General features: G+C 68.3%; 4 protein-coding genes. All 4 read right to left on the reverse strand.

Annotation, left to right across the window (positions count from 1 at the left end):
* Positions 1 to 42: 42 nt before the first annotated feature.
* Genes NHH88_21150 through NHH88_21165 form a run of 4 tightly spaced genes read right to left on the reverse strand, consistent with a single transcriptional unit; the run spans position 43 to position 20764 of the window.
* Positions 43 to 9783 (reverse strand): amino acid adenylation domain-containing protein, encoded by a 9741-nt coding sequence (locus NHH88_21150; protein USX12194.1) that lies wholly within the window; start codon positions 9781 to 9783, stop codon positions 43 to 45.
* 9 nt (positions 9784 to 9792) lie between these two features.
* On the reverse strand, positions 9793 to 14316 hold the full coding sequence (locus tag NHH88_21155) for an SDR family NAD(P)-dependent oxidoreductase (protein ID USX12195.1): 4524 nt from the start codon (positions 14314 to 14316) through the stop codon (positions 9793 to 9795).
* Positions 14317 to 14360: 44 nt separating this feature from the next.
* Positions 14361 to 19763 (reverse strand): amino acid adenylation domain-containing protein, encoded by a 5403-nt coding sequence (locus tag NHH88_21160; GenBank protein USX12196.1) that lies wholly within the window; start codon positions 19761 to 19763, stop codon positions 14361 to 14363.
* A 26-nt stretch (positions 19764 to 19789) separates the two neighbouring features.
* Positions 19790 to 20764, reverse strand: coding sequence for a TauD/TfdA family dioxygenase (locus NHH88_21165; protein USX12197.1), 975 nt, complete (start codon positions 20762 to 20764; stop codon positions 19790 to 19792).
* Positions 20765 to 20777: the final 13 nt, after the last annotated feature.

Genomic DNA, 20777 nt, shown 5'->3' on the forward strand with positions numbered 1-20777 from the left:
AATTAAATCGCTCCATCAAACGAACAGCAACCGCGCGCTCCATCATGCATCTCCCAATGAACTCAAAAATTCCTCCAGATCTTCCAACTTCTCATCGCTCGCCGACATCGTGTGCCGGTCGAGCGCCGCGGCGAACCGCTCGAGCGTCGGCGCCGTCATCAACAGGTTGATGGGCACGTCCTTGCGCAGCACGTTTTGTATCCTCGACATCACCTGCATCGCGCTCAACGAATGTCCGCCAAGCTCGAAGAAGTGGTCGTCCAGCCCAACGCGTTCGGCGCCAAGGATGTGCCGCCATACTTCGCCCAGCCATACCTGGGTCTCGGTGACAGGCGCCCGGTATGCTTTTCCGGCCTGGCCGAAATCCGCCGCCGGCAATGCCCGCCGGTCGACCTTGCCGTTCGCGTTGAGCGGGAATTCATCCAGCATCATCCAGACCGGCGGCACCATGTATTCGGGCAGGCGGCCCTCCAGGTAGCCGCGCAGGACCGCCGGCAGCTCGTCGCGTTGCGGGCCGCCCGCCGCCGGCACCACATAGGCGGCCAGGCGCTGGCTCCCGCCACCGTCGGCGCAGGGAACGACCACCGCATCCCGCACGGCGTCATGCTGTGCCAGCAGCGCTTCGATCTCGCCCAACTCGATACGGTGCCCGCGTATCTTCACCTGGCTGTCCGACCTGCCCAGGTATTCCAGCGTGCCGTCCACCTGGCTTCGCACGATATCGCCGGTGCGGTACATCCTGGCGCCGGGGATGCCGGAATAGACGTCGGCGACAAAGCGCTCGGCGGTCAGGTCCGGCCGCAGCAGATAGCCCTGTCCGACGCCGGTGCCGGCGACATACAACTCGCCCGGCACGCCGGCGGGAACCGGATCGAGGCCGGCGTCGAGGACGCACAGGTGCGTGTTTTCCACCGCACGGCCGATCGGGAAGATGCCGTCGGCCCAGGCGTCGCCCGCCTGCAGCTCCTCACCGCGGGGTTTGAGGTACAAGGCCACGTCGTCCGCGCACTCGGCCGGGCCATAGGCATTTACCAGCAACGACTGCGGGTAGCGCTCGCGCCATGCGCGCACCTGCGCCAGCTTGGCCGCCTCGCCGGTCACCATCGCCACGCGCAGCTTGGGCAGCGGCACGTCAGCGCCATCCGCCATGGCCTGCATCATCGACGGCACGCCCTCGAACACGGTGACGCCCCGCTCGCGCAACAAGTGCAGCAGCGCGAGCGGATCGCGGGTGACCTGGGTCGGAACGATCTCGATGCACGCCCCGCACAGCAGGCCGCACAGCAGTTGCCACACCGAGATGTCGAAGCTTTGCAGCGCGGTCTGCGCGATGACATCGTCGCAACCGAGGCCGAACAGATCGATCTTGCTTAGCTGGTTATTCAGCATGCCCCGGCTGGTGACCACAGCGCCCTTGGGTTCCCCGGTCGAACCGGAGGTGAAAATCACATACGCCGGCTGGTCCGGATGGTGGCCGACGGCCCCCAAAGGCCGCCCGCACTTGGCGACGCCCTCGATGTCGATGATCGTCGCCGCCGTCGGCGGCGCGGACGCGGCTTGCAGCACGGACGCCAGCTTTTCCTGGCAAGTCCGGTCCACGAGGAACAGGTCGGCCCGCGCGCAATCGACAATCCTGGCCAGTCTCTGTACCGGCAGGTTGACGTCCACCGCGAGATAGGCGGCACCGGCCTTGAAGCAGCCGAGGATCGCTTCCAGCAGGCCGACGCCGCGTTCGACGAATACCAGCACCGTCTGTCCCGGTCTTACGCCGGACTCGCGCAGCAGCAGCGCAACACGCTCGCTGGCCTCGTCCAATTCCCGATAGCTGCGCGTTCGGTCTTGATGGCGAACGGCTGTCCGCGCGCCGTGCAAGGCCACCTGTTCCGCGAACAGTCCGGCATAGCCGGTCTCGAATGGCCTTGGCACGTCGGGGCCGCGCCCCAGCGCCACCAGCGCGGACGACTGCGCGTCCGGCAATGTTCGAACCGCGTGGAAGGTGGCGTCGGGCGCCGCGACGAACTGGCCGATGACATGCCGGAAGCTGTCCATCAATTGCTCGGCGACCGCCGCTTCGACCAGGCGTTCGTCGTAGGTAATCTGCAGTTGCAGCTCTTCGGCCGGCGTGACCACCACGGTGACCGGGTAGTTGGTGTGCGTGCGCGAGCTCGCGTCCTCCACCGACCACTGTTTCGCGCGGTCCAGCACCGCCGCCTCGACCGGCGCGTTCTCGAAGACGAACAGGCTGTCGAAGAACGGCTGGTCGTGCGGCAGGCCGGTCATCTTGTGCACCTCGACCAGCGGTACGAAATCGCACTCCCTCGACGCCAGGTTCTGCGACAGCAAAGCGCGCAACCAGTCGAGCACCGTCGTTTGCGCCGCCGGTGACGGCAGCCGAACCCGCAGTGCGATCGTGTTGATGAACAGCCCGATGGTGCGGTGCAGCTCCGGCAGCTCGGCCGGACGGCCGGCCACGGTCACGCCGAACAACACGTCCGGCATGCCGGAATAACGCGACAACACCAGCGCCCAAGCACCCTGGATGAGCGTATTCGGCGTGATGCGGTGCTGCTTGCACATCGCATTGAGTTCTCGCGTGCGGGCTGCCGGCAGCGTGGTCCGCACATTCATCATGCTCGATCCGCCCTCCCCGGCCGCGCGTCGCCTGATCGGCAGCGGCGTAACCTGGTCGAATCCGGCCACTTCCTGTTGCCAGTAGCGGCGTGCCGCCTCGTAGTCGCGCGCCATCAGCCACTCGAAGAATGCGCGGTACGGCGTGGCGGCGACGCGGGGATGATCGATCCCCGTGGTGCGCCTGTCGTATTCGGCCAGCACCTCGCCCATCAGCAGGCCGGAGCACCACGCGTCCATCAGGATATGGTGGAAGCTGACGACCAGCAGGAACTCCTCGTCCGCCACACGCGCCAGGCGGACACGCATCAATGGCGCGGCCGTCATATCGAAACCGGTGGTGAGTTCGTCCTTCAGGGCGTCGTCGAGGGCCGCGTGGGCCATCGGCCGCGCCAGGTGGCGCAGGTCGAGATACTCCTTCGGCAGCACCGCATCGCGCCGGATGACCTGATACTGCGCGCCGCCGCCCTGCCAGGCGAAGCCCGCCCGCAGCGCGGCGTTCGCGGCGAACACCACATCCCAGCTGCGCCAGAATTGCTCGACGTCGATGCCGCTGACGATGTGGAAACGGTCCTGCATCAGGTACATGCCCGAACGCGGGTCCAGCAAAGTATGCAGCAGCATGCCCTGCTGCATAGGCGTGAGCGGCAGGATGTCCTCGATCGCTTCGGCCGGCACGCCCAAGGCGGCGATTTCGTCCGCCGTCAGTTGCAGCAGCGGCCCTTCCGGTCTGCTCGAAGGCGCCGCCTCGGACCGTGGCACGCCGCGTTCCAGTTGCGGCACCAGCCTGGCGATGGTCTGGTACTCGAACATCTGGCGCGCGGCGATCTTCCATCCGGCGCGGTAAGCGCGCGCCAGGATCTGCAGGCTGAGGATCGAGTCGCCGCCGATTTCAAAGAAGTTGTCGTCGCGGCCCACACGCTCGACGCCCAGCACCTCGGACCAGATGGTCGCCAGTGCCGTCTCGGCCTCGCCTTGCGGGGCGGCATAGCCGCGCTCATTGCCGAATTCCGCCGGCGGCAGGGCCTTGCGGTCTACTTTGCCGTTGGCGTTCAACGGCAGCGCATCGAGCACCACCAGCGCCGCCGGCACCATATAGCCGGGCAGCCGCTTGGACAGCTGCTCGCGCAACGCCACCGCGTCCAGCACGGCGCCCGACACATACGCGACCAGGCGCGCGCCGGCGGGTCCCTGCTGGGCCACGACCACCGCCTCCCGCACATCGGGCTGCGCCAGCAGTTCCGCCTCCACCTCTCCCAATTCGATGCGCAGGCCACGGATCTTTACCTGGTGATCGGTGCGCCCCAGGTATTCCAGCTGTCCCTCCCCGTTCCAGCGCGCCAGGTCGCCGGTGCGGTAAAGCCTTCCTCCCGCTTCGCCCACCGGATCGGCGACGAAACGTTCCGCGCTGAGAGCAGGCCGGCCAAGATAACCGCGCCCCAGCAGATCCCCGCCGATATACAGCTCGCCGACGACACCGGCCGGCACGGGATTCAGGGCCGCATCCAGCACGTAGGCCTGCGTCAGCGCTATCGGCCGGCCGATCGGCACGCGGCTACGGCCATCGTCCCGGCACGTCCATTGCGTGACATGGATCGTCGTTTCGGTCGGACCATACAGATTTTGCAGGCTGACGCCCCTCAGCCGCCGCAGCGCCTCGCGCTGGGTCGCCGACGGCATGGCCTCGCCGCCGCAGATCACATAGCGTAGCCGCGTCTCGCGCTCGATGCCCTCGTGGGCCAGGAAGGCCTGCAGCATCGGCGGCACGAAATTCATCGTGGTGACGGCGTGGCGGCGCACCAGCGCCGTGATCCGCTCCGGATCGCGATGGTCGCCGGGGTTGGCCACCACCAGGCGCACGCCGGTGGTCAACGGCCAGAAGATCTCCCACACCGAGACATCGAAGCCGAAGGGGGCCTTGTGCAACACGGTGTCGTCGCGGGTCAGGCCGTAGGTATCCTGCATCCAGCGCATGCACCCGGCCAGGGAGCGATGACGGACCGCCGCGCCCTTGGGACGGCCGGTTGACCCGGAGGTGTAGATCACATAGGCGAGGTTCTCGCCATGCAGCGCTATTTGCGGGTCGTGTTCCGGCTCCCCGCGCAGATCGAGCGTTTCCAGGTCGAGAACCTCGACGCCGGCGACCGGCGGGAGACGCTGCCCGACTTCGCCGTCCGTCAGCAGCAAGCCGATACCGCTGTCCCGCATCATGTAAGCCATGCGCTCGGCGGGGTATTCCGGGTCGAGCGGCAAGTAGGCGCCACCCGCCTTGAGAATCGCCAGCAATCCCACCACCATGCCAACCGAGCGTTCCACGGCAATGCCCACCTTGACTTCAGGCGCCACGCCAAGCGCGATCAGGCGGTGCGCCACACGATTGGCGCGCGCATTCAACTCCGCGTAGGTCAGGACATCCTCGCCGAACAGCAACGCCACCTGATCCGGCTGACGGTGGGCCTGCCGCTCGAATAGCTGGTGTACGGGGACCGTCTCCCCGTCGTCATGCGGGCCGGTTTCCCAGCTTGCCAGCTGCCGCCTGTCGGCGGCGTCCAGCAGCGGCACCTCGCCCACCGCCTGGTGCGGCTGGTCCACCAACGCTGTCAGCAGCGTCTCGTAATGCCGCACCATGCGCGCGATTGTCTCGGGACCGAACAACTCCTCCGCGTACACGAAGCTCAGATGCACGCGGCCGTCCTGGCCTTCAATGGTGTCCACGGTAAGCTCGAACTGGGCACGCTGCTTGCCAGCTTCGCCATACTCGAACGTCAACCCGGGCAGCGCGGCTAACGCCCTGTGGTCCTGTCGCTGATGATTGAACATCACCTGGAACAATGGATTGGTCCCCACGATTCGCTCCGGTTGCAACGCCTCGACCAGCTGTTCGAACGGCAGATCCTGATGCGCCTGGGCGCCCAGCGCCGCCTGCTTCGCCCGCAGCAGCATCTCGCCAAGGCTTGCCCTGCCGTCGACGACGTCGCGCAGCACCTGGGTGTTGACGAAGAAGCCGACCACGCCTTCCACTTCGACGCGATGGCGGTTGGCGACGGCCACACCCAGTCGGATATCGGCTTCGCCGGTGTAGCGGTACAACAGCGCGTTCATCCCCGCGAGCAGCGCCATGAACAGCGTCGCGCCATTGGACTGGGCCTGCATTTTCAGGCGCCGGACCAGGGCGGCGGGCAGTTCGACGTCATGGCGGGCGGCCGTGTAGCGTTGATCCGCATGCCGTGCGCGGTCCGTCGGCAGTTGCAGTACCGGATGCACGTCTCCAAGCTGTTCGCGCCAGTACGCCAGCTGGCGTTCGCGTTCGCCGTCCGCCAGCCAGCCTCTCTGCCAAACGGCATAGTCGGCATACTGGACCGGCAACGCCACCATCGTCGGCAGACGGCCTTGCACACGCGCGCAATACTGCTGCACGAACTCATCGATGATGACCTGCATCGACCAGCCATCCGAGACGATGTGGTGTACCACCACCACCAGCACGTGCTTGTCGGCGGCCTCGCGAAGCAACGCCACCCGGAGCAGCGGCCCCGCCGTCAGGTCGAAAGGCTCGTCGACGATGCGCTGCTGGTGCGGCCCGACTCCCTCTTCGGCGGCATCGATCAGCGCAACCTCGATCGGGACGGAAGCCCGAACATGTTGCTCGACCAGGCCATCGTCGTCGGCGAGGAATACCGTGCGCAGCGATTCATGACGCTCCATCAGCGCCGCGAAACTCGCCCTTAGTACCCCGACGTCCAGGCTACCCAACAGGCGCAGTGCCCCGCTGATATGGTAAGCGGTGTTGTCGCGATCAAACTGCCACATGAACCATTGCCGGACCTGCGCGTACGAGGCCGGCATGGGTCCGCTGCGGCCGTCCCGCGCCAGTGCCGGGATGGCGCTGGCCGGCGCCCGCTGGCTGCCGCTGGCCTTCGCGGCTTCGGACAGCCGCTGATGCTCCATGAATTGGCGTGGCGTCAACGAGATGCCCCGCGCATGCGCCCTGGCGATGACCTTCAAACTGAGGATCGAATCGCCACCGAGCTCGAAGAAATTGTCGCTCCGGCCCACGCGCTCGACGCCGAGCACTTCGGCCCATATCGCGGCCAGCGTCTCTTCGACATCGCCTTGCGGCGGCTCGTATGCCGCCACCGCCGCCGCTTCCGGCGCCGGCAGCGCCTTGCGATCGACCTTGCCGTTGGCGTTCAACGGCAAGCTTTCCAGCACGATGATCGTGGCCGGCACCATGTACTCCGGCAGCTGCTTGCCAAGCCGCTCGCGCAGCGCGGCCATCTCGATCACCGCGCCCGCCGCAGCCGACACATAGGCCACCAGGCGCGCGCCGCCGGGGCCTTCGGCCGCCACCACCACCGCTTCCCGCACTTCCGGCTGCGCCAGCAACTGCGCCTCGACCTCGTCCAGCTCGATGCGCAGGCCGCGAATCTTCACCTGATGGTCGATGCGGCCCAGGTAGTCCAGGCTACCCATCGCGTTCCACTTCACCAGGTCACCGGTACGGTACAGCAGTTCGCCCTGCTCACTTAAAGGGTTGGCGACAAAGCGCTCGGCGCTCAGCGCCGGTCGATTCAGGTAACCGCGCGCCAGGCCGGCGCCGCCCAGATACAGCTCGCCGGCAACGCCTGCCGGCGCCAGATTCAACTCCTCGTCCAGCACATAGGTGCCGATGCCGGTGATCGGTTGCCCGATCGGCACCTGGCTGCGGCCGTCGTCGCGGCACGTCCAATGCGTGACGTCGATGGCCGCCTCGGTCGGGCCGTACAGGTTGTACAACGCCGCGCCGGGCAGGCGCGCGAACACGCCGTTCTGCGCTTCGGCCGGCAGCGCCTCGCCGCTGCAAACGATGCGCCGCACGCTGCGGCATACCTCGATGCCCTCGTGGGCCAGGAACGCCTGCAGCATCGATGGCACGAAGTGCAGCGTCGTCACGTTGAACGACTGGATCGCGTCGACCAGGCGCGCGGGATCCCGGTGATCCCCCGGACGGGCCAGCGCCAGGCGCGCGCCCGTCATCAAAGGCCAGAAGAACTCCCAGACCGAGACGTCGAAGCCGAACGGGGTTTTCTGCAGCACCGTGTCAGAACCATCTAGCTGGTAGGCTTCCTGCATCCACGCCAGGCGGTTGTGCAGCGCGCCGTGGCGGTTGGCCGCGCCCTTGGGGCGGCCCGTGGAACCGGAGGTGTAGATCACGTAGGCCAGGTTCTCGCCATGCAGCGCCACTTGCGGATCGTGTGAGAGGCCTGCGCCGAGGTCGAGGCTTTCGATCTCCAGTACCGTGACACCGGCGATCGCTGGCAGTTTTGACCCGACCTCGCGGTCCGTCAGCAGCAGGCCGATGCCGCTGTCTTCCATCATGTAGGCCATGCGGTCGGCAGGATAGTCGGGATCGATCGGCACGTAGGCGCCGCCCGCCTTCAGGATCGCCAGCAGTCCGACCACCATTCCCGTCGAACGTTCGACGGCAATACCCACCTTGACTTCCGGCGCCACGCCCAGCGCGATCAACCGGTGTGCAAGGCGGTTGGCGCGCACGTTCAATTCCTCATACGTGAGCACCTCGTCGCCGAACAACAGCGCCTGCGCGTCGGGCTGGCGGCGCGCCTGCCGCTCGAACAGCCGATGCACCGGCGTCGTGTCCGGATACGAGCGTTCGTCGACGCCCCAGGCGCGCAGTTGAAGCAGCTCGTCCGCGTCCAGCAACGCCACCTCTCCCAGCGTCTGCTGCGGATGATCGGCCAGCGCTGCCAGAAGCGTGATGTAGTGCGCCGCCATGCGCTCGATCGTGCGGGCATCGAACAGCTCCGCCGCATATCGGAAGGTCGCGCTAACGTGACCTACGGCGTCCTCGTGGGTCTCCAGCGTCATTTCGAACTGCGCGGCCGGTGCGTCGAAGTCCAGGCGCTCCGCAGCCAAGCCTGGCCAGGACTGCAGAGCCTTGTCGTCGCTGCGAAGGTGGTTGAACATCACCTGGAATAGCGGCGTGCGCGTCAGGCTACGTGCCGGTTGTAGCAGTTCGACCAGTTGTTCGAACGGCGTGTCCTGGTTTGCCTGCGCACCCAGCGCGGCCTCGCGGCTCCGCGTCAGCAATTCGGCCAGCGTCGTCCTTCCGGACAGTTCGGCGCGCAGCACCTGCGTATTGACAAAGAAACCGACCACGCCGGCGATGTCGGCGTGGTGACGGTTGGCGATCGGCACGCCGATGCGGATATCGCGCATGCCCGAATGACGGAATAGCAATCCTTGAAACGCGGCCAGCAAGGCGGCGAACAAGGTGCCGCCTTGCGAACGGGCCGCCTGGCGCACCCGGTCTGCGCAGGCCGAATCGAGTGCCACGGTGTGCGACGCGGCGGTATAGCGGCCATTCGGCTTGCGCGGCATATCGGTCGCCAGTGCCAGCACCGGCGACGCGTCGCCCAGATAATCCTTCCACCAGCCGAGTTGGCGCTGTCCGTCCGCGCCTTGCAGCCATTGCCGCTGCCAAGCCGCGTAGTCGTCATACTGCACGGGCAGTTCGGCGAGCTTCGACGGGCGCCCTTCAACGCTCGCCCGGTAAAGTTCAGGCAGCTCCTCGAGGATGACTTGCGTCGATTGCGCATCGGACGCGATATGGTGCATCACCATGATCAGGCAATGCTCCCCGACGCCGAGCCGGATCAGCGCCGCCCGCAGCGGCGCCGCGCCGGCGAGATCGAACGGCTGCGCGCAGAGGCGACGCACCTCGGCCTGCATATGCTCTTCGCGCGCCGTGGCGTCGACGCCGGCCAGGTCGATGCAAGGAAGCGGCATCGGCGCGGCGGGCAGGATGACCTGCTCCGCACTGCCGTCGGCGCCTTCGCGGAAGACCGTGCGCAGCGACGGGTGACGCCCCATCAGCGCGGACAGGGCTTGCCGCAGTGCCGCGGCATCGAGCGGACCACGCAAGCGCAAACCACCGGCGAGGTTATAGGCCGCGCTGTCGGGATCGAGCTTCCACAAGTACCACAGCCTTTGCTGGGCGAAGGACAGCACTGCGGGCGCCCCGCTGTCCCGGCGCGGCATCGCCTGGCGCGAAGGAGTCGACCCGGCACCGCCGCGCAGGCGTTTGGCCAGCATGGCAAGTTGGTCGGCGCTCAAGTTGGCGCGGCGTGCGGAAAGATCATTAAGTTTGGACATCTATACCCCTCAGGCAGGTGCTGCAATGTGTTGCGCGGCCGGGTCGCCGGAGCCGGCGTTTTCCAGCTCCTCGATCAGCCGCTCCTCGACGAGCAGGGCCAGCGCCCGGATCGTCGGCGTTTGGAAGAAAGCGGCGGGATGAATCTCCACGCCGTAGCTTTGCCGGACATGCGCCAGCAGCTGGATCGCCAGCAGCGAGTCGCCGCCCAACTCGAACAGGTTGTCGTCGGCGCCGATAGCGGCGATCCCCAGGAATTCTTCCCACAGGCCGGCCAGGCCTTGTCCCAGTTCCCCGTCGGCCGCTATCCACGGCGTACGCAGCGCCGGACGGGGTTGCGAGTGCCGCCGCACCGGCGCGGCAGGCAACAGGCGGTCCGCAAGTTCTGTGGACCGGGCCTGCGCGAACTGCTCCTCAATCGCGATCGTCGACACCAGCACCTGCGGCACTTGGGTCAACGACGACAATCGCTCCAGCAGCACGCCGGCCTGCTCGGCGGCGATGCCGCTGCCCGGCTCCAGCCGATGGTGGGCCGCCATGCCGACGCCGCGCCAGGTATCCCAGTTAACCGATACAACAGGCAGGCCACCGACGCGCGCGGCCTGCGCGGCGACGGCGTCGAGATAGCAGTTGGCCGCGCAGTAATCCGCCTGCCCATAACCGCCCGTGATGGCCGTCAGCGAAGAGCACAGCATGATGAAGTCCGGTGACGTACCGGCCAGCGCGGCCAGCAAGCTGCTGGTGCCGTCCAGCTTTGGATGCAGGACTTTCGCGACGGCGGACCGCTCAAGACGGGCGATCATGCCGCCGCCCGCCACGCCGGCGGCGTGCACTACGCCGTTGATCGCGCCGAAACGCCGCGTGGCCTCGTCGATGGCCGCGCGCAGCCGCACCCTATCGGCCACGTCCACCTGGCGGTACCACACCTGGGCGCCCAGCGCTTCCAGTTCGGCGATGGTCGCGGTGTGGGCCGGCGACATGCCGCGCCCGATCAGCACCAGGCGCGCCTGCCAGCGTTCGGCCAGATAGCGTGCCAGCGCGAGGCCGACGCCACCCAAGCCGCCGGTGATCATGTACACGCCGTGGCGGCGCAGTTGCGTCGCTGCGGGCCGCATGCCGAGGGCCGCGGGCGGGGCCCGCTCGAACGTCCGGGTCCAGCGGTACGCGCCGCGATACGCCACGACCGGCGCGTCATCGCCGGCGTCGATCTCGGCGACGATCTGCGCCACGATCCGCTCCGGCAGGGCCGTACCGGCCGGCCGCACGAAATCGATCACCCGGCAATCGATATGCGGGTACTCCTGCGGAATGACCTTGCATGCCCCATGCAGGGTCGCTTTCGCCGCCAGCAGCGGTTCGTCGCCGGTTACGTCCTCCAGACCATCCGCCACCACGGTGATCCGCACCTTGTTCCCGTCGTCGGCTCCCAGCGCCTGTGCCAGCGCGATCAGGCTGAAAAAGCCGGATTCCGGCGTCCGGGCGTCATCCACGGGCGTCGACATGACGTCAAGATTCCATGCGTGGCAAATATCGGTCAACGGCCCGTGCTCGCCGTCGATCCGCCGCAGAACCCGGGCGTAGTCATCCCGTTCACCGGCGCGCACTGTGAACCGGTGTTGCTCCAGTTGCGCGAATTCAGTGCCCTGCTCCACCCGTAGCACTCGCCGTCCGCGCGTTTGCAAGGCCAGGCAAAGCTGCTCGGTGGCACCGCCGGCGTCGCCGATCAACAGCACCGTGCCGCCTTCATGGTCCCGTGCCGCCAGCGGCACGCGGCGCCACACCGGCGTATAAAACCATCTATCGATGCCCGGCTCCGAGTCGGTCGGCGTGGTCTGCGACCCGGATACCCGCGTGGCGGCCGGCTCAAGCCAGTAAGATTCGCGTTCAAATGGATAGGTGGGCAAAGGCACGCGGCGCGCACCGGACTGATGGAACATAGGCGATTCCCCGACCGCGGCACCGAGGCTCCACAACTGCGCCAGGCAGCGCGCCGGCTGGCCGGCATTGTGCTCGGCGCGGCGCACATGGCATTGTGAGGCCAGCACGGCATGACCACCCGCCGCCGGATGACGGCGCGCAAAAGCAGCCAGCGTGTCGCCGGGCCCGACTTCGAGCAGCACCCGGCCCGCTTTGGTCAGCAGCACCTCAAGACCATCGGCAAAACGCACGGCGCCGCGCACATGACCCACCCAGTAGGCCGGGCTGCGCGCCTCGTCGGCCGTGATCCAGCGGCCGCTGACATTGGAAACAAATGGAATGCGGGGCTCGCCCAGCGGCACCTGCGACAGCAACGCCGCGAATTCGGCCAGCATGGGCTCGACCTGCGCCGAGTGGAACGCGTGCGACACGTGCAGCCGTTGCACGGCGACGCCGCGCTGGCCCAGCACCCGCTCGGCCAGCGCGATCGCTTCGACGGCGCCGGAGAGGACGCACTTGTCGACCGCGTTGATGGCGGCCACGTCGCAACCCGCGTGGGGCTGCGCCAGCAACGCCGCTTCGGACAGGCCAACCGCCAGCATCGCCCCGGGCGCGGTGGCCTGCAGCAGGCGCCCCCGGGCGGCGACGATGCGCAACGCATCTTCCAAAGAGAAGACGCCGGCCAGGCACGCCGCGACGTATTCTCCGATACTGTGGCCCAGCATGGCGTCGGGGCGCACCCCTTGAGCGACCCACCATTGGGCCAGCGCGTATTCGATGACGAACAAGGCCGGCTGGGTGAGCGCGGTTCGCGCCAGCGCCCGATCCGCATCCGCCTGCGCCGACGGTTCCGGGAAGAGCAAGGTGCGCAGGTCCAGTTCCAGATCGGCTTGCAGCAGCATGCTGCAATGATCGACCGTCTCCCGGAATACGCCACCTGCTTCGTACAGCGCCCTTCCCATGTTCGCATGCTGGGAGCCTTGGCCGGGGAACATGAAAGCCACCGGCGGCGGCGACACCGCCACCTCGCCACGCAGCAGCAGGAGCGGATCTTTTTCCGCCAGTGCGCGCCGCGCCTCGGCGTGGTCGCGCACCATGGCGACGGCACGATGGCCGAAGTGCTTGCGGCCCACACTCAAGGTATGCGCGACGTCGGCCAACGCCGTTTCGGGATGGCCGGCCAGATGCGCCGCCAAGTCGCGGCAAGCCGCATCCAGCGCCTCCGCGCTGCGGGCGGACAGCATCAGTGCCACGCCGCCGTCGCCGGCCGGCGCCGGTGTTGGTGCCGATACCGGTAAGATCCTGGGCGGCTCCTGCAGCACCAGATGAACGTTGGTGCCGCCCATGCCGAACGAGCTGACGCCGGCCCGCCTCGGCGTGGCCTGCGCCGGCCAAGGCCGGGCCTCGGTATTGACGCGGAACGGGCTGGCGGCGAAGTCGATCCGCGGATTGGGCTGCGTGAAATTCAGGCTGGGAGGCAGCACGCCGTGCTTCAACGCCATGACCGTCTTGATCAAGCCTGTCACCCCGGCCGCCGCGTCCAGGTGGCCGACATTGGTTTTCACCGAGCCGAGCGCGCAGTATCCCACGCGCGTCGTGCTCGCGCGGAAGGCGTCGGTCAGCGCCGCAACCTCGATCGGATCGCCGAGTGTCGTGCCGGTGCCGTGTGCTTCCACATAGCCGATCGAGCCGGCGTCGACATCGGCCATCGCGTGCGCGGCGCGTATCACCGCCGTCTGGCCGGCTACGCTCGGCGCCGTGTATCCCACCTTGTCGGCGCCGTCGTTGTTCAATGCCGATCCTCTGATGACGGCATGGATGGTGTCGCGGTCGGCGATCGCATCGGCCAGGCGCTTGAGCACCACGATGCCGACACCGCTGCCGATCGCCGTGCCGCCGGCGCCGGCGTCGAAGGCGCGGCAATGGCCGTCCGGCGACAGGATGGCGCCAGGCTGGTGGCGGTAGCCGCGTCCCTGCAGCAGATTGAGCCAAACGCCACCGGCCAGCGCCATGTCGGCCTCGTAGTTGAGCAGACCGCGACAGGCCAGGTGCACAGCCGCCAGCGAGGTGGAACACGCCGTCTGCACCGCGACCGCTGGGCCCTTCAGGTCGAGCTTATACGCCACGCGCGACACCAGCGCATCGGGATCGCTGCCGTTCAGCACCCCGAGCAGCGATGCGATGTCGCTGTCCTCCAGGTTCAGCGACGGCAGCAGGTGGCGCATCATGTACAGGCTAGGTCCGCTGCCGGCATACACGCCCGTCAAACGCGCGGCGGCCTGGCCATCGGCACCCGCATAGCCGGCATGCTCGAGCGCCTGCCATGCGGTCTCCAGGAACTGGCGATGCTGCGGATCGATGCGCTCCGCCTCGCGCGGCGCGTATCCGAAGAAGCCGGCGTCGAAGCGCTCCATGCCGTCGAACAGAATCGCTTTCCTGACGTAGCCCGGGTCGGCCAGGGCCGAGGCGTCGACGCCGCGCTCGCGCAGCAGCGCTTCATCCAGTTCGGTGACGGCTTCCACTTGCGCGAGCACGTTGCGCCACAAGGCGTCGACATCGGCGGCGCCGGGGAAGCGGCCCGCCATGCCGACGATGGCGATGTCGACGCCGCTGTCCATCGCGTCCGCGTTTGCGTTTGCGTTTGCGTTTGCGTTTGAATGGTTCATGCGCCAGCCCTCCCGCCACGCGCGCGCGGCGCCAGGAACGCCTGCCGCTGGCGTGCCGCGCGCTCGGCGACGTGTTTCGTGCGTTCTTCCCCTCGTGCGCCTTCATCCCCTGGCGCGCCGCCGGCCACCATGAACGCCGCCAGCGAAGCCACCGTCGGATAGCGGAACAGGTCGACAACCTCCGGCGCGAAGGCGAAGCGCGGTGGCGCCAGCTGCCGGTGGAGTTTGAGCAGCAGCAGCGAGTGCCCGCCGAGCTCAAAGAAATTATCGAGCCGGCCGACGCGCTCGACGCAGAGCGCCTCGCTCCACAGGGTGGCCAGCGCCGCCTCGACGTCGCCTTGCGGCGCCTCGAAGGCCAGGGCGATGGGGCGTGCCGGCGCAGGCAGCGCGCGGCGGTCCACTTTGCCGTTCGGGTTGAGCGGCAGCGCCGCCAGCGGCACCAACACACCGGGCACCATGTAATCGGGCAGCAGGCCGGCCAGCCGCGCGCGCATCGCGCCGGCGTCGATCGCCTGTCCCGGCTGCGGCGACGCATACGCCACCAGCCTGTTTTCCCTGGCGATGACGATCGCTTCCCGCACTTCGGGTTGCGCCAACAGCACCGTCTCGATCTCGCCCGGCTCGACGCGGAAGCCGCGAATCTTGAGCTGATGATCGATGCGTCCCAGGTATTCCAGCTCGCCGTCGGCGTTCCAGCGCACCCGGTCGCCCGTACGATACAGGCGGCCGCCGGCGCCGTCGAACGGATCGGCGATGAAGCGCTCGGCGCTCAGCGACGCCCGCCCAAGATAGCCGCGCGCCAGAAGCGCGCCGCCGATGTGCAGCTCGCCCGCAACGCCGGCCGGCGCCGGCTGCAGGTCGGCGTCCAGCACGTGCAGGCTGCGGCCCGGCAGCGGTTGGCCGATCGGCATCCGCGCCGGCACGTCACGGCTCCCGTCGACATACGGGGCGCAGTCGAAGATCGACGCCACCACCACCGCCTCGGTCGGGCCGTAGGTGTTGAGCAGCTTGACATGCGCCAGGCCGGCCGCGATCCACACCGGCACCGCCTCGGCGGGCATGGCTTCGCCGCCGATATGCACTTCGCGCAGGCTGCCGTAATCGCGTTCGCCGGCCTGGGCGAAGGACTGGATCAGCGTGAACCAGTAGGCGGTCGGCAGGTCGGCGATGGTGATGCGCTGGTCCCGCACCGTCCGCAGGAACTCGTCATGACTCCACAGTACCGGGCCGCGCAGCACGATGGCCGCGCCCACGATCAGTGGCGGAAACAGCTGTTCGATGAAGCCGTCGAAATTGAGCGTGGCGAACTGCAGCATCCGGTCCTGCGGCGTCAAGCCCGAGAACACCGCCGATAGCTGCACGTGTTCGACCAGCGCGCGATGGGCGACCGCGACGCCCTTCGGCTTGCCGGTGGAGCCGGAGGTGTAGATCACATAGGCCAGGTTGTCGCCGTTCAGCGCCGCCGCCGGCGCATGCGCCGGTGCACCGGCGAGGTCAAGTTCCTCGAGCGCGATCACTCGCACGGACGCATGGGAAGACAGCGCCACGCCGGCACCGCGCCGCGTGAGCAGCAGCCGGGTGCCGCTGTCCTCGATCATGGCCGCCAGCCGTTCGACCGGGTAGTCGGGATCGAGCGGTACGAACACGCCGCCCGATTTCAGGATCGCCAGCAAGGCCACCACCATGTCGACGGAACGCGGCACCGCCAGGCCCACGCGCTGTTCCGCCACCACACCCAGGCCAATGAGACGATGGGCCAGGCGGTTGGCGCGCGCATCGAGTTCGGCGTAGGTCAGCGCCTCGTCGCCGAGGATGACGGCCGGCGCATCCGGTGTCTTCCCGACCTGCAGTTCGATGAGCCGGTGCAGCGGCACCGCATCCGGATACCGCTGCGGGTTCGCACCCCAAGCCGCCAGCTGTCGCGCTTCATCCCGGTCCAGCAGGTCGACGTCGCCGAGGCATTGCGCCGGCTGCGCGGCAAAGGCGCGCAGCAGCACCAGGTAGTGGCGCGCCAGGCGCTCCATCCGGGGCGCGTCGAACAGTTCGCACGCATAGCTGAACTGCGCGCTCACGCGGCCGTCCGGATGCTCGCGCGTGTCCAGTGCCAGCTCGAACTGCGCTTCATCCTCCGGCAGTGCCAGCGCCTCGGCGGCCAGGCCGGTGCGCGCCGCGAAACCGGCGTAGTCCTCCGGCAGATGATTGAACATCACCTGGAACAGCGGGTGATGGCCCAGGCTGCGCTCGGGTTGCAGGGCTTCCACCAGCCGCTCGAAAGGCAGTTCCTGGTTGGCTTGCGCCTCCAGCGTGGCCTCCCTGGTCAGCGCCAGCAGCCGCGCCAGCGGCCGGCGGCCATCGACATCGGCACGCAGGACCAGCGTGTTGACGAAGAAGCCGACCACCTCCTGCAGCTCCGGCCGTCCGCGATTGGCGACGGGCACGCCGACACGGATGTCGTGCTGGCCCGTGTGGCGGTGCAGCAGCGCCTGGAAGGCCGCCAGCAAGACCGTGAACAGCGTCGTGCCCTCGCCCTGCGCCAGTTGCCGCGCGCCGGCCGCCAGCCCGGCTGGCAAATCGAAACGGTGGTGCGCCACGCGGTGGCGCGCCACCGGCTGGCGCGGACGATCCGCCGGCAGCGCCAGCACCGGTTGCGTTTCTCCGTCCGCGACGCCAAGCCGTCCGCGCCAGTAGGCCAACTGCCGCAGCGTTGTCTCGTCGCCGGCGCGGCCTTTCTCCCAGGCGGCGTAGTCGGCGTATTGCAGTGCCGCCGGCGCTGGCGCCTCGTCGTCGCGCGCCCTGGCGGCGGCGTAGCGCGCAGCCAATTCCTCTACCAGGACACGCATGGAGGCGCCGTCGGAAATGATGTGATGCATGACCAACACCAGCACGTGCGTCTCCCGGCCGGTGCGGATCAACGCCGCGCGCGCCAGCGGGCCGCTCGTCAGATCGAAGGGCCGGGCGTTCAACGCGCGCATGGTTTCGGCCAGCCGTGTCCCGCCATCCTGGCCGGCGCCCGACAAGTCGATCAGTTGCAGCGCCAGCGCGCCATCCGAAGTGACAATTTGCTCCACGCCGCCGTCGGCGCCCGCCCGGAACACGGTGCGCAGCGATTCGTGGCGTCGCGCCACAGCGGCGACGGCGCGGCCCATCGCGTCAGCATCGAGCGCGCCGGTCAGGCGCAGCGCGCCCTGGACATGATAGGCGGTGCTCTGCGGCGCCAGCTGCCACAGGAACCATAAGCGCTGCTGCCCCGGCGACAGCGGCATAGGTTGCGCGCGGTGCGCGGCCGACAATACCGGAATTGGCGCCGGCGCGGGGGCGTCGGCCTGTCGGCACTGGCGCACGGCGGCGGCCAATTCACCTAGGCGGGCGTGGGTGAACACCTGGCGGGCGGGGAAATCGACCTTCCAGTGCCGGGCGATGCCCGCCGCCAGCCGAACGGCGGCCAGCGAATTGCCGCCGAGGGCGAAGAAATGCGCGTCATCGGCATAGTGGCGCGCCGCCTCATGCCCGAGTATTTCGCGCCACAGACGCGCAAGCTCGATGGTCGTGTCGTCGGCGGGCCCGGCATCGGCACCGGCTCCTGCTCCTGCTCCTGCTCCTGCTCCTGCTCCTGCTCCTGCGCCTGCTCCTGCTCCTGCTCCTGCTCCTGCTCCAACGATCGCACGGCCATGTTCAACCACCGCGTAGAAGTCGAGCGACCCGTCGATCCAACCCTGGCGGCACGCGCCGCGTTGCAGTTTTCCGCTCGAAGTCTTGGGCAAGCCACCGGGCTGCAGCAACACGACAACCTTCGGCGCCTCGCCGCATTGTTCGCTCACGGCGGCGCCCAGCGCATCGGCCAGCGCCTGCGGGGGTATCAGTTTTTGCAAGCCGCGCGACACTTCGGCGGCCACGCCGACACCCTCCTCGCCGTCGATCGTCACGGCGAAGGCGGCAACCCGCCCCTTGCGCACGGCCTCGACGCCGGCTTCGACGGCGCGCTCGATGTCTTGCGGGTAGATATTGTGGCCGCGCACGATGATCATGTCCTTCAGGCGCCCAGCCACGAACAGCTCACCGCCGGTGAAGAATCCGAGGTCGCCCGTGCGCAGCCAGCGTTCGCCATCGCGCTCGACGAAGGTCTTCGCCGTCTCGTCCGGGCGGTTCCAATAGCCTGCTGCCAGACTGGGGCCGGCGGCCCAGATCTCGCCGATCATGCCCGGCGCGGCCTCCGTGCCGCTGGCGGGATCGACGATGCGTGTCGCGTGCCGGGACGGCGTGCGCCCGCAACCGACCAGCGGCGCGCCATCGTCGGACGCCACGGCCTGGCTGCGCAGCAGCGCGGCGCCGTCGAAGCGGCCGACCGCCATCCCGGCGCCGCGCAGGCCGCCCGTGACGAACAGCGTGGCTTCGGCCAGTCCGTAGCACGGATAGACCGCGCCGGCGTCGAAGCCGGCCGGCGCGTACCGCTCGACGAAGGCCGCCATCGTATCGTGGCGCACCGGTTCGGCGCCGGTATAGGCGATGCGCCAGCACGACAGGTCGAGTCCTTCGCGCTGGCTTTCCTTGATCCGGTCCAGGCACAGGCGATAGGCGAAATCCGGGCCGCCGCTGATGGTGATGCGGTGCCGCGAGATCAGTTGCAGCCAGCGCAGTGGCCGCTCGACGAAATAGTCCGGCGCGCACAGCACGCACGGGATGCCGCTATAGAAAGGCTGCAGCAGGCCGCCGATCAGCCCCATGTCGTGAAACAGCGGCGACCACACGCCGAACTTGTCGTCGGCGCCGATCGACAGGCCTTCGCGGATCGCCTGTTCGTTGGCCATCAGGCCGCCGTGGGTCACCATGACGCCCTTGGGCGCCGAGGTCGAACCCGAGGTGTACTGCAGGAACGCGACGTCGTCGAGCGCCGGCTGGCGCTCCGTCCAGCGGTCCGCCAGCGCCGGGTCGACCCGGTCGACGACGACGATCTCCGCCGCGCCGAACCGCTGCGCCGCCTCCTCCACCAGCTCCAGCAACGCGCCGGCGGTCAGGATGCCGCGCGCCCGGGCATCGGTGGCGATGCCGGCCAGGCGCGCCAGGTGCTGCGGCCGCGTCGACTCGGGCGGGAACACGGGCACCGCGATCACGCCCGCGTAGAAGCATGCGAACATGCCGACGGCGTAGTGCTCGTCGTTGTCCAGCAGGATCAGCACCCGCTCGCCGGCGGCGAAGCGCTGCCGCAGGTCCGCCGCCAGCGCCCGCACCCGCAGGTCGAAGGCGGCGTAGGTCAACACGGTTTCGGAGGCTTCGCCGCCGCGCTCGGCGACCACCACCAGCGCCGGCTCGTCCGGCCGGCTTGCCGCCAGGTCCCGCAGGCAGCGCACAAAGTCGCGCGGCGCCTGGAAGGCCTGGCCGCTGGAGTTGGATCGTATCGTCATCGGATATCCTTGCTGTGTGAGGCGTTTTAAAATTTGTCGAGGTTGCCGTGCGATTCGGCCATCGCCACCACGACCTTGCGCGGGCCCTTGAACGGCGCGCGCGCGTGCGCGGCGAGCATGTTGTCGAGCATTAGGACGTCGCCCTGCTCCCAGGCGAACGACACGGTCTCCGCGTCCAGCACGGCACGCACCTCGTCGAGCAAGGCGTCGGGAATGGCCGAGCCGTCGGCGAAATAGGTATTGCGCGGCAGGTTCTCGACGCCGAACACTTCCTCCATCGTCTCGCGCACTTCGGGCTGCAGGTTGGAGACGTGGAACAAGTGCGCCTGGTTGAACCACACCGCTTCGCCGGTGACGGGATGGATCTCGGTGGCCTGGCACAGCTGCGTGGTGCGCAGGCCGCCGTCCGGCTTCCATTCCCAGCGGATCGCGGCCTCGCGGCAGTACGCCTCGACCTCGGCGCGGCTGTCGGTATTGAACACCTGCTGCCACGGCACATCGAGCTCGCCGAAATTGCGCACATACAGAATGCCGGGCGCGAAGCGCGCGCGGATCGCTTCCGGCATGCGCCGGTAGATCCTGCGGCTGTCGGCGATCGGGGTCGCGCCGCCTTCGATCGACGGCGTCACGCAGTGGAACCAGGCCTTCATGGGCCACATGCGCGTGTAGGCCTGCTCGTTGTGCAGCGGGATCGACTGGTGGGAGGGATATTCGGTCGCCGTGTAGACGCCGGCGCCCAGCGCCGTGCGCGGCGTGGAGCCGAATTCGTAGGACAGCAAGGGATGGCCGAAGCCGGCCGCGAAGGTGCGGAACTCCTCGACGCCGGAGACGTCGAAGCCGCGCAGCAGCACGCCGCCGACGTCGGCCACGGCGGCCTCGATTTGCGCGCGCAGCCCGGGCAAGGCCTGCAGCAGCGATTGACCCGCCGACGATGGCGTGATCAGGGCCGGCAGCACGCAATCGGCCGGGCGCAAACATTCAAATCGTGTCAATGCGTTCATGATGTCTCCTTGA

This window comes from Oxalobacteraceae bacterium OTU3CAMAD1 (assembly GCA_024123915.1).
Lineage (GTDB): Bacteria > Pseudomonadota > Gammaproteobacteria > Burkholderiales > Burkholderiaceae_D > Rugamonas.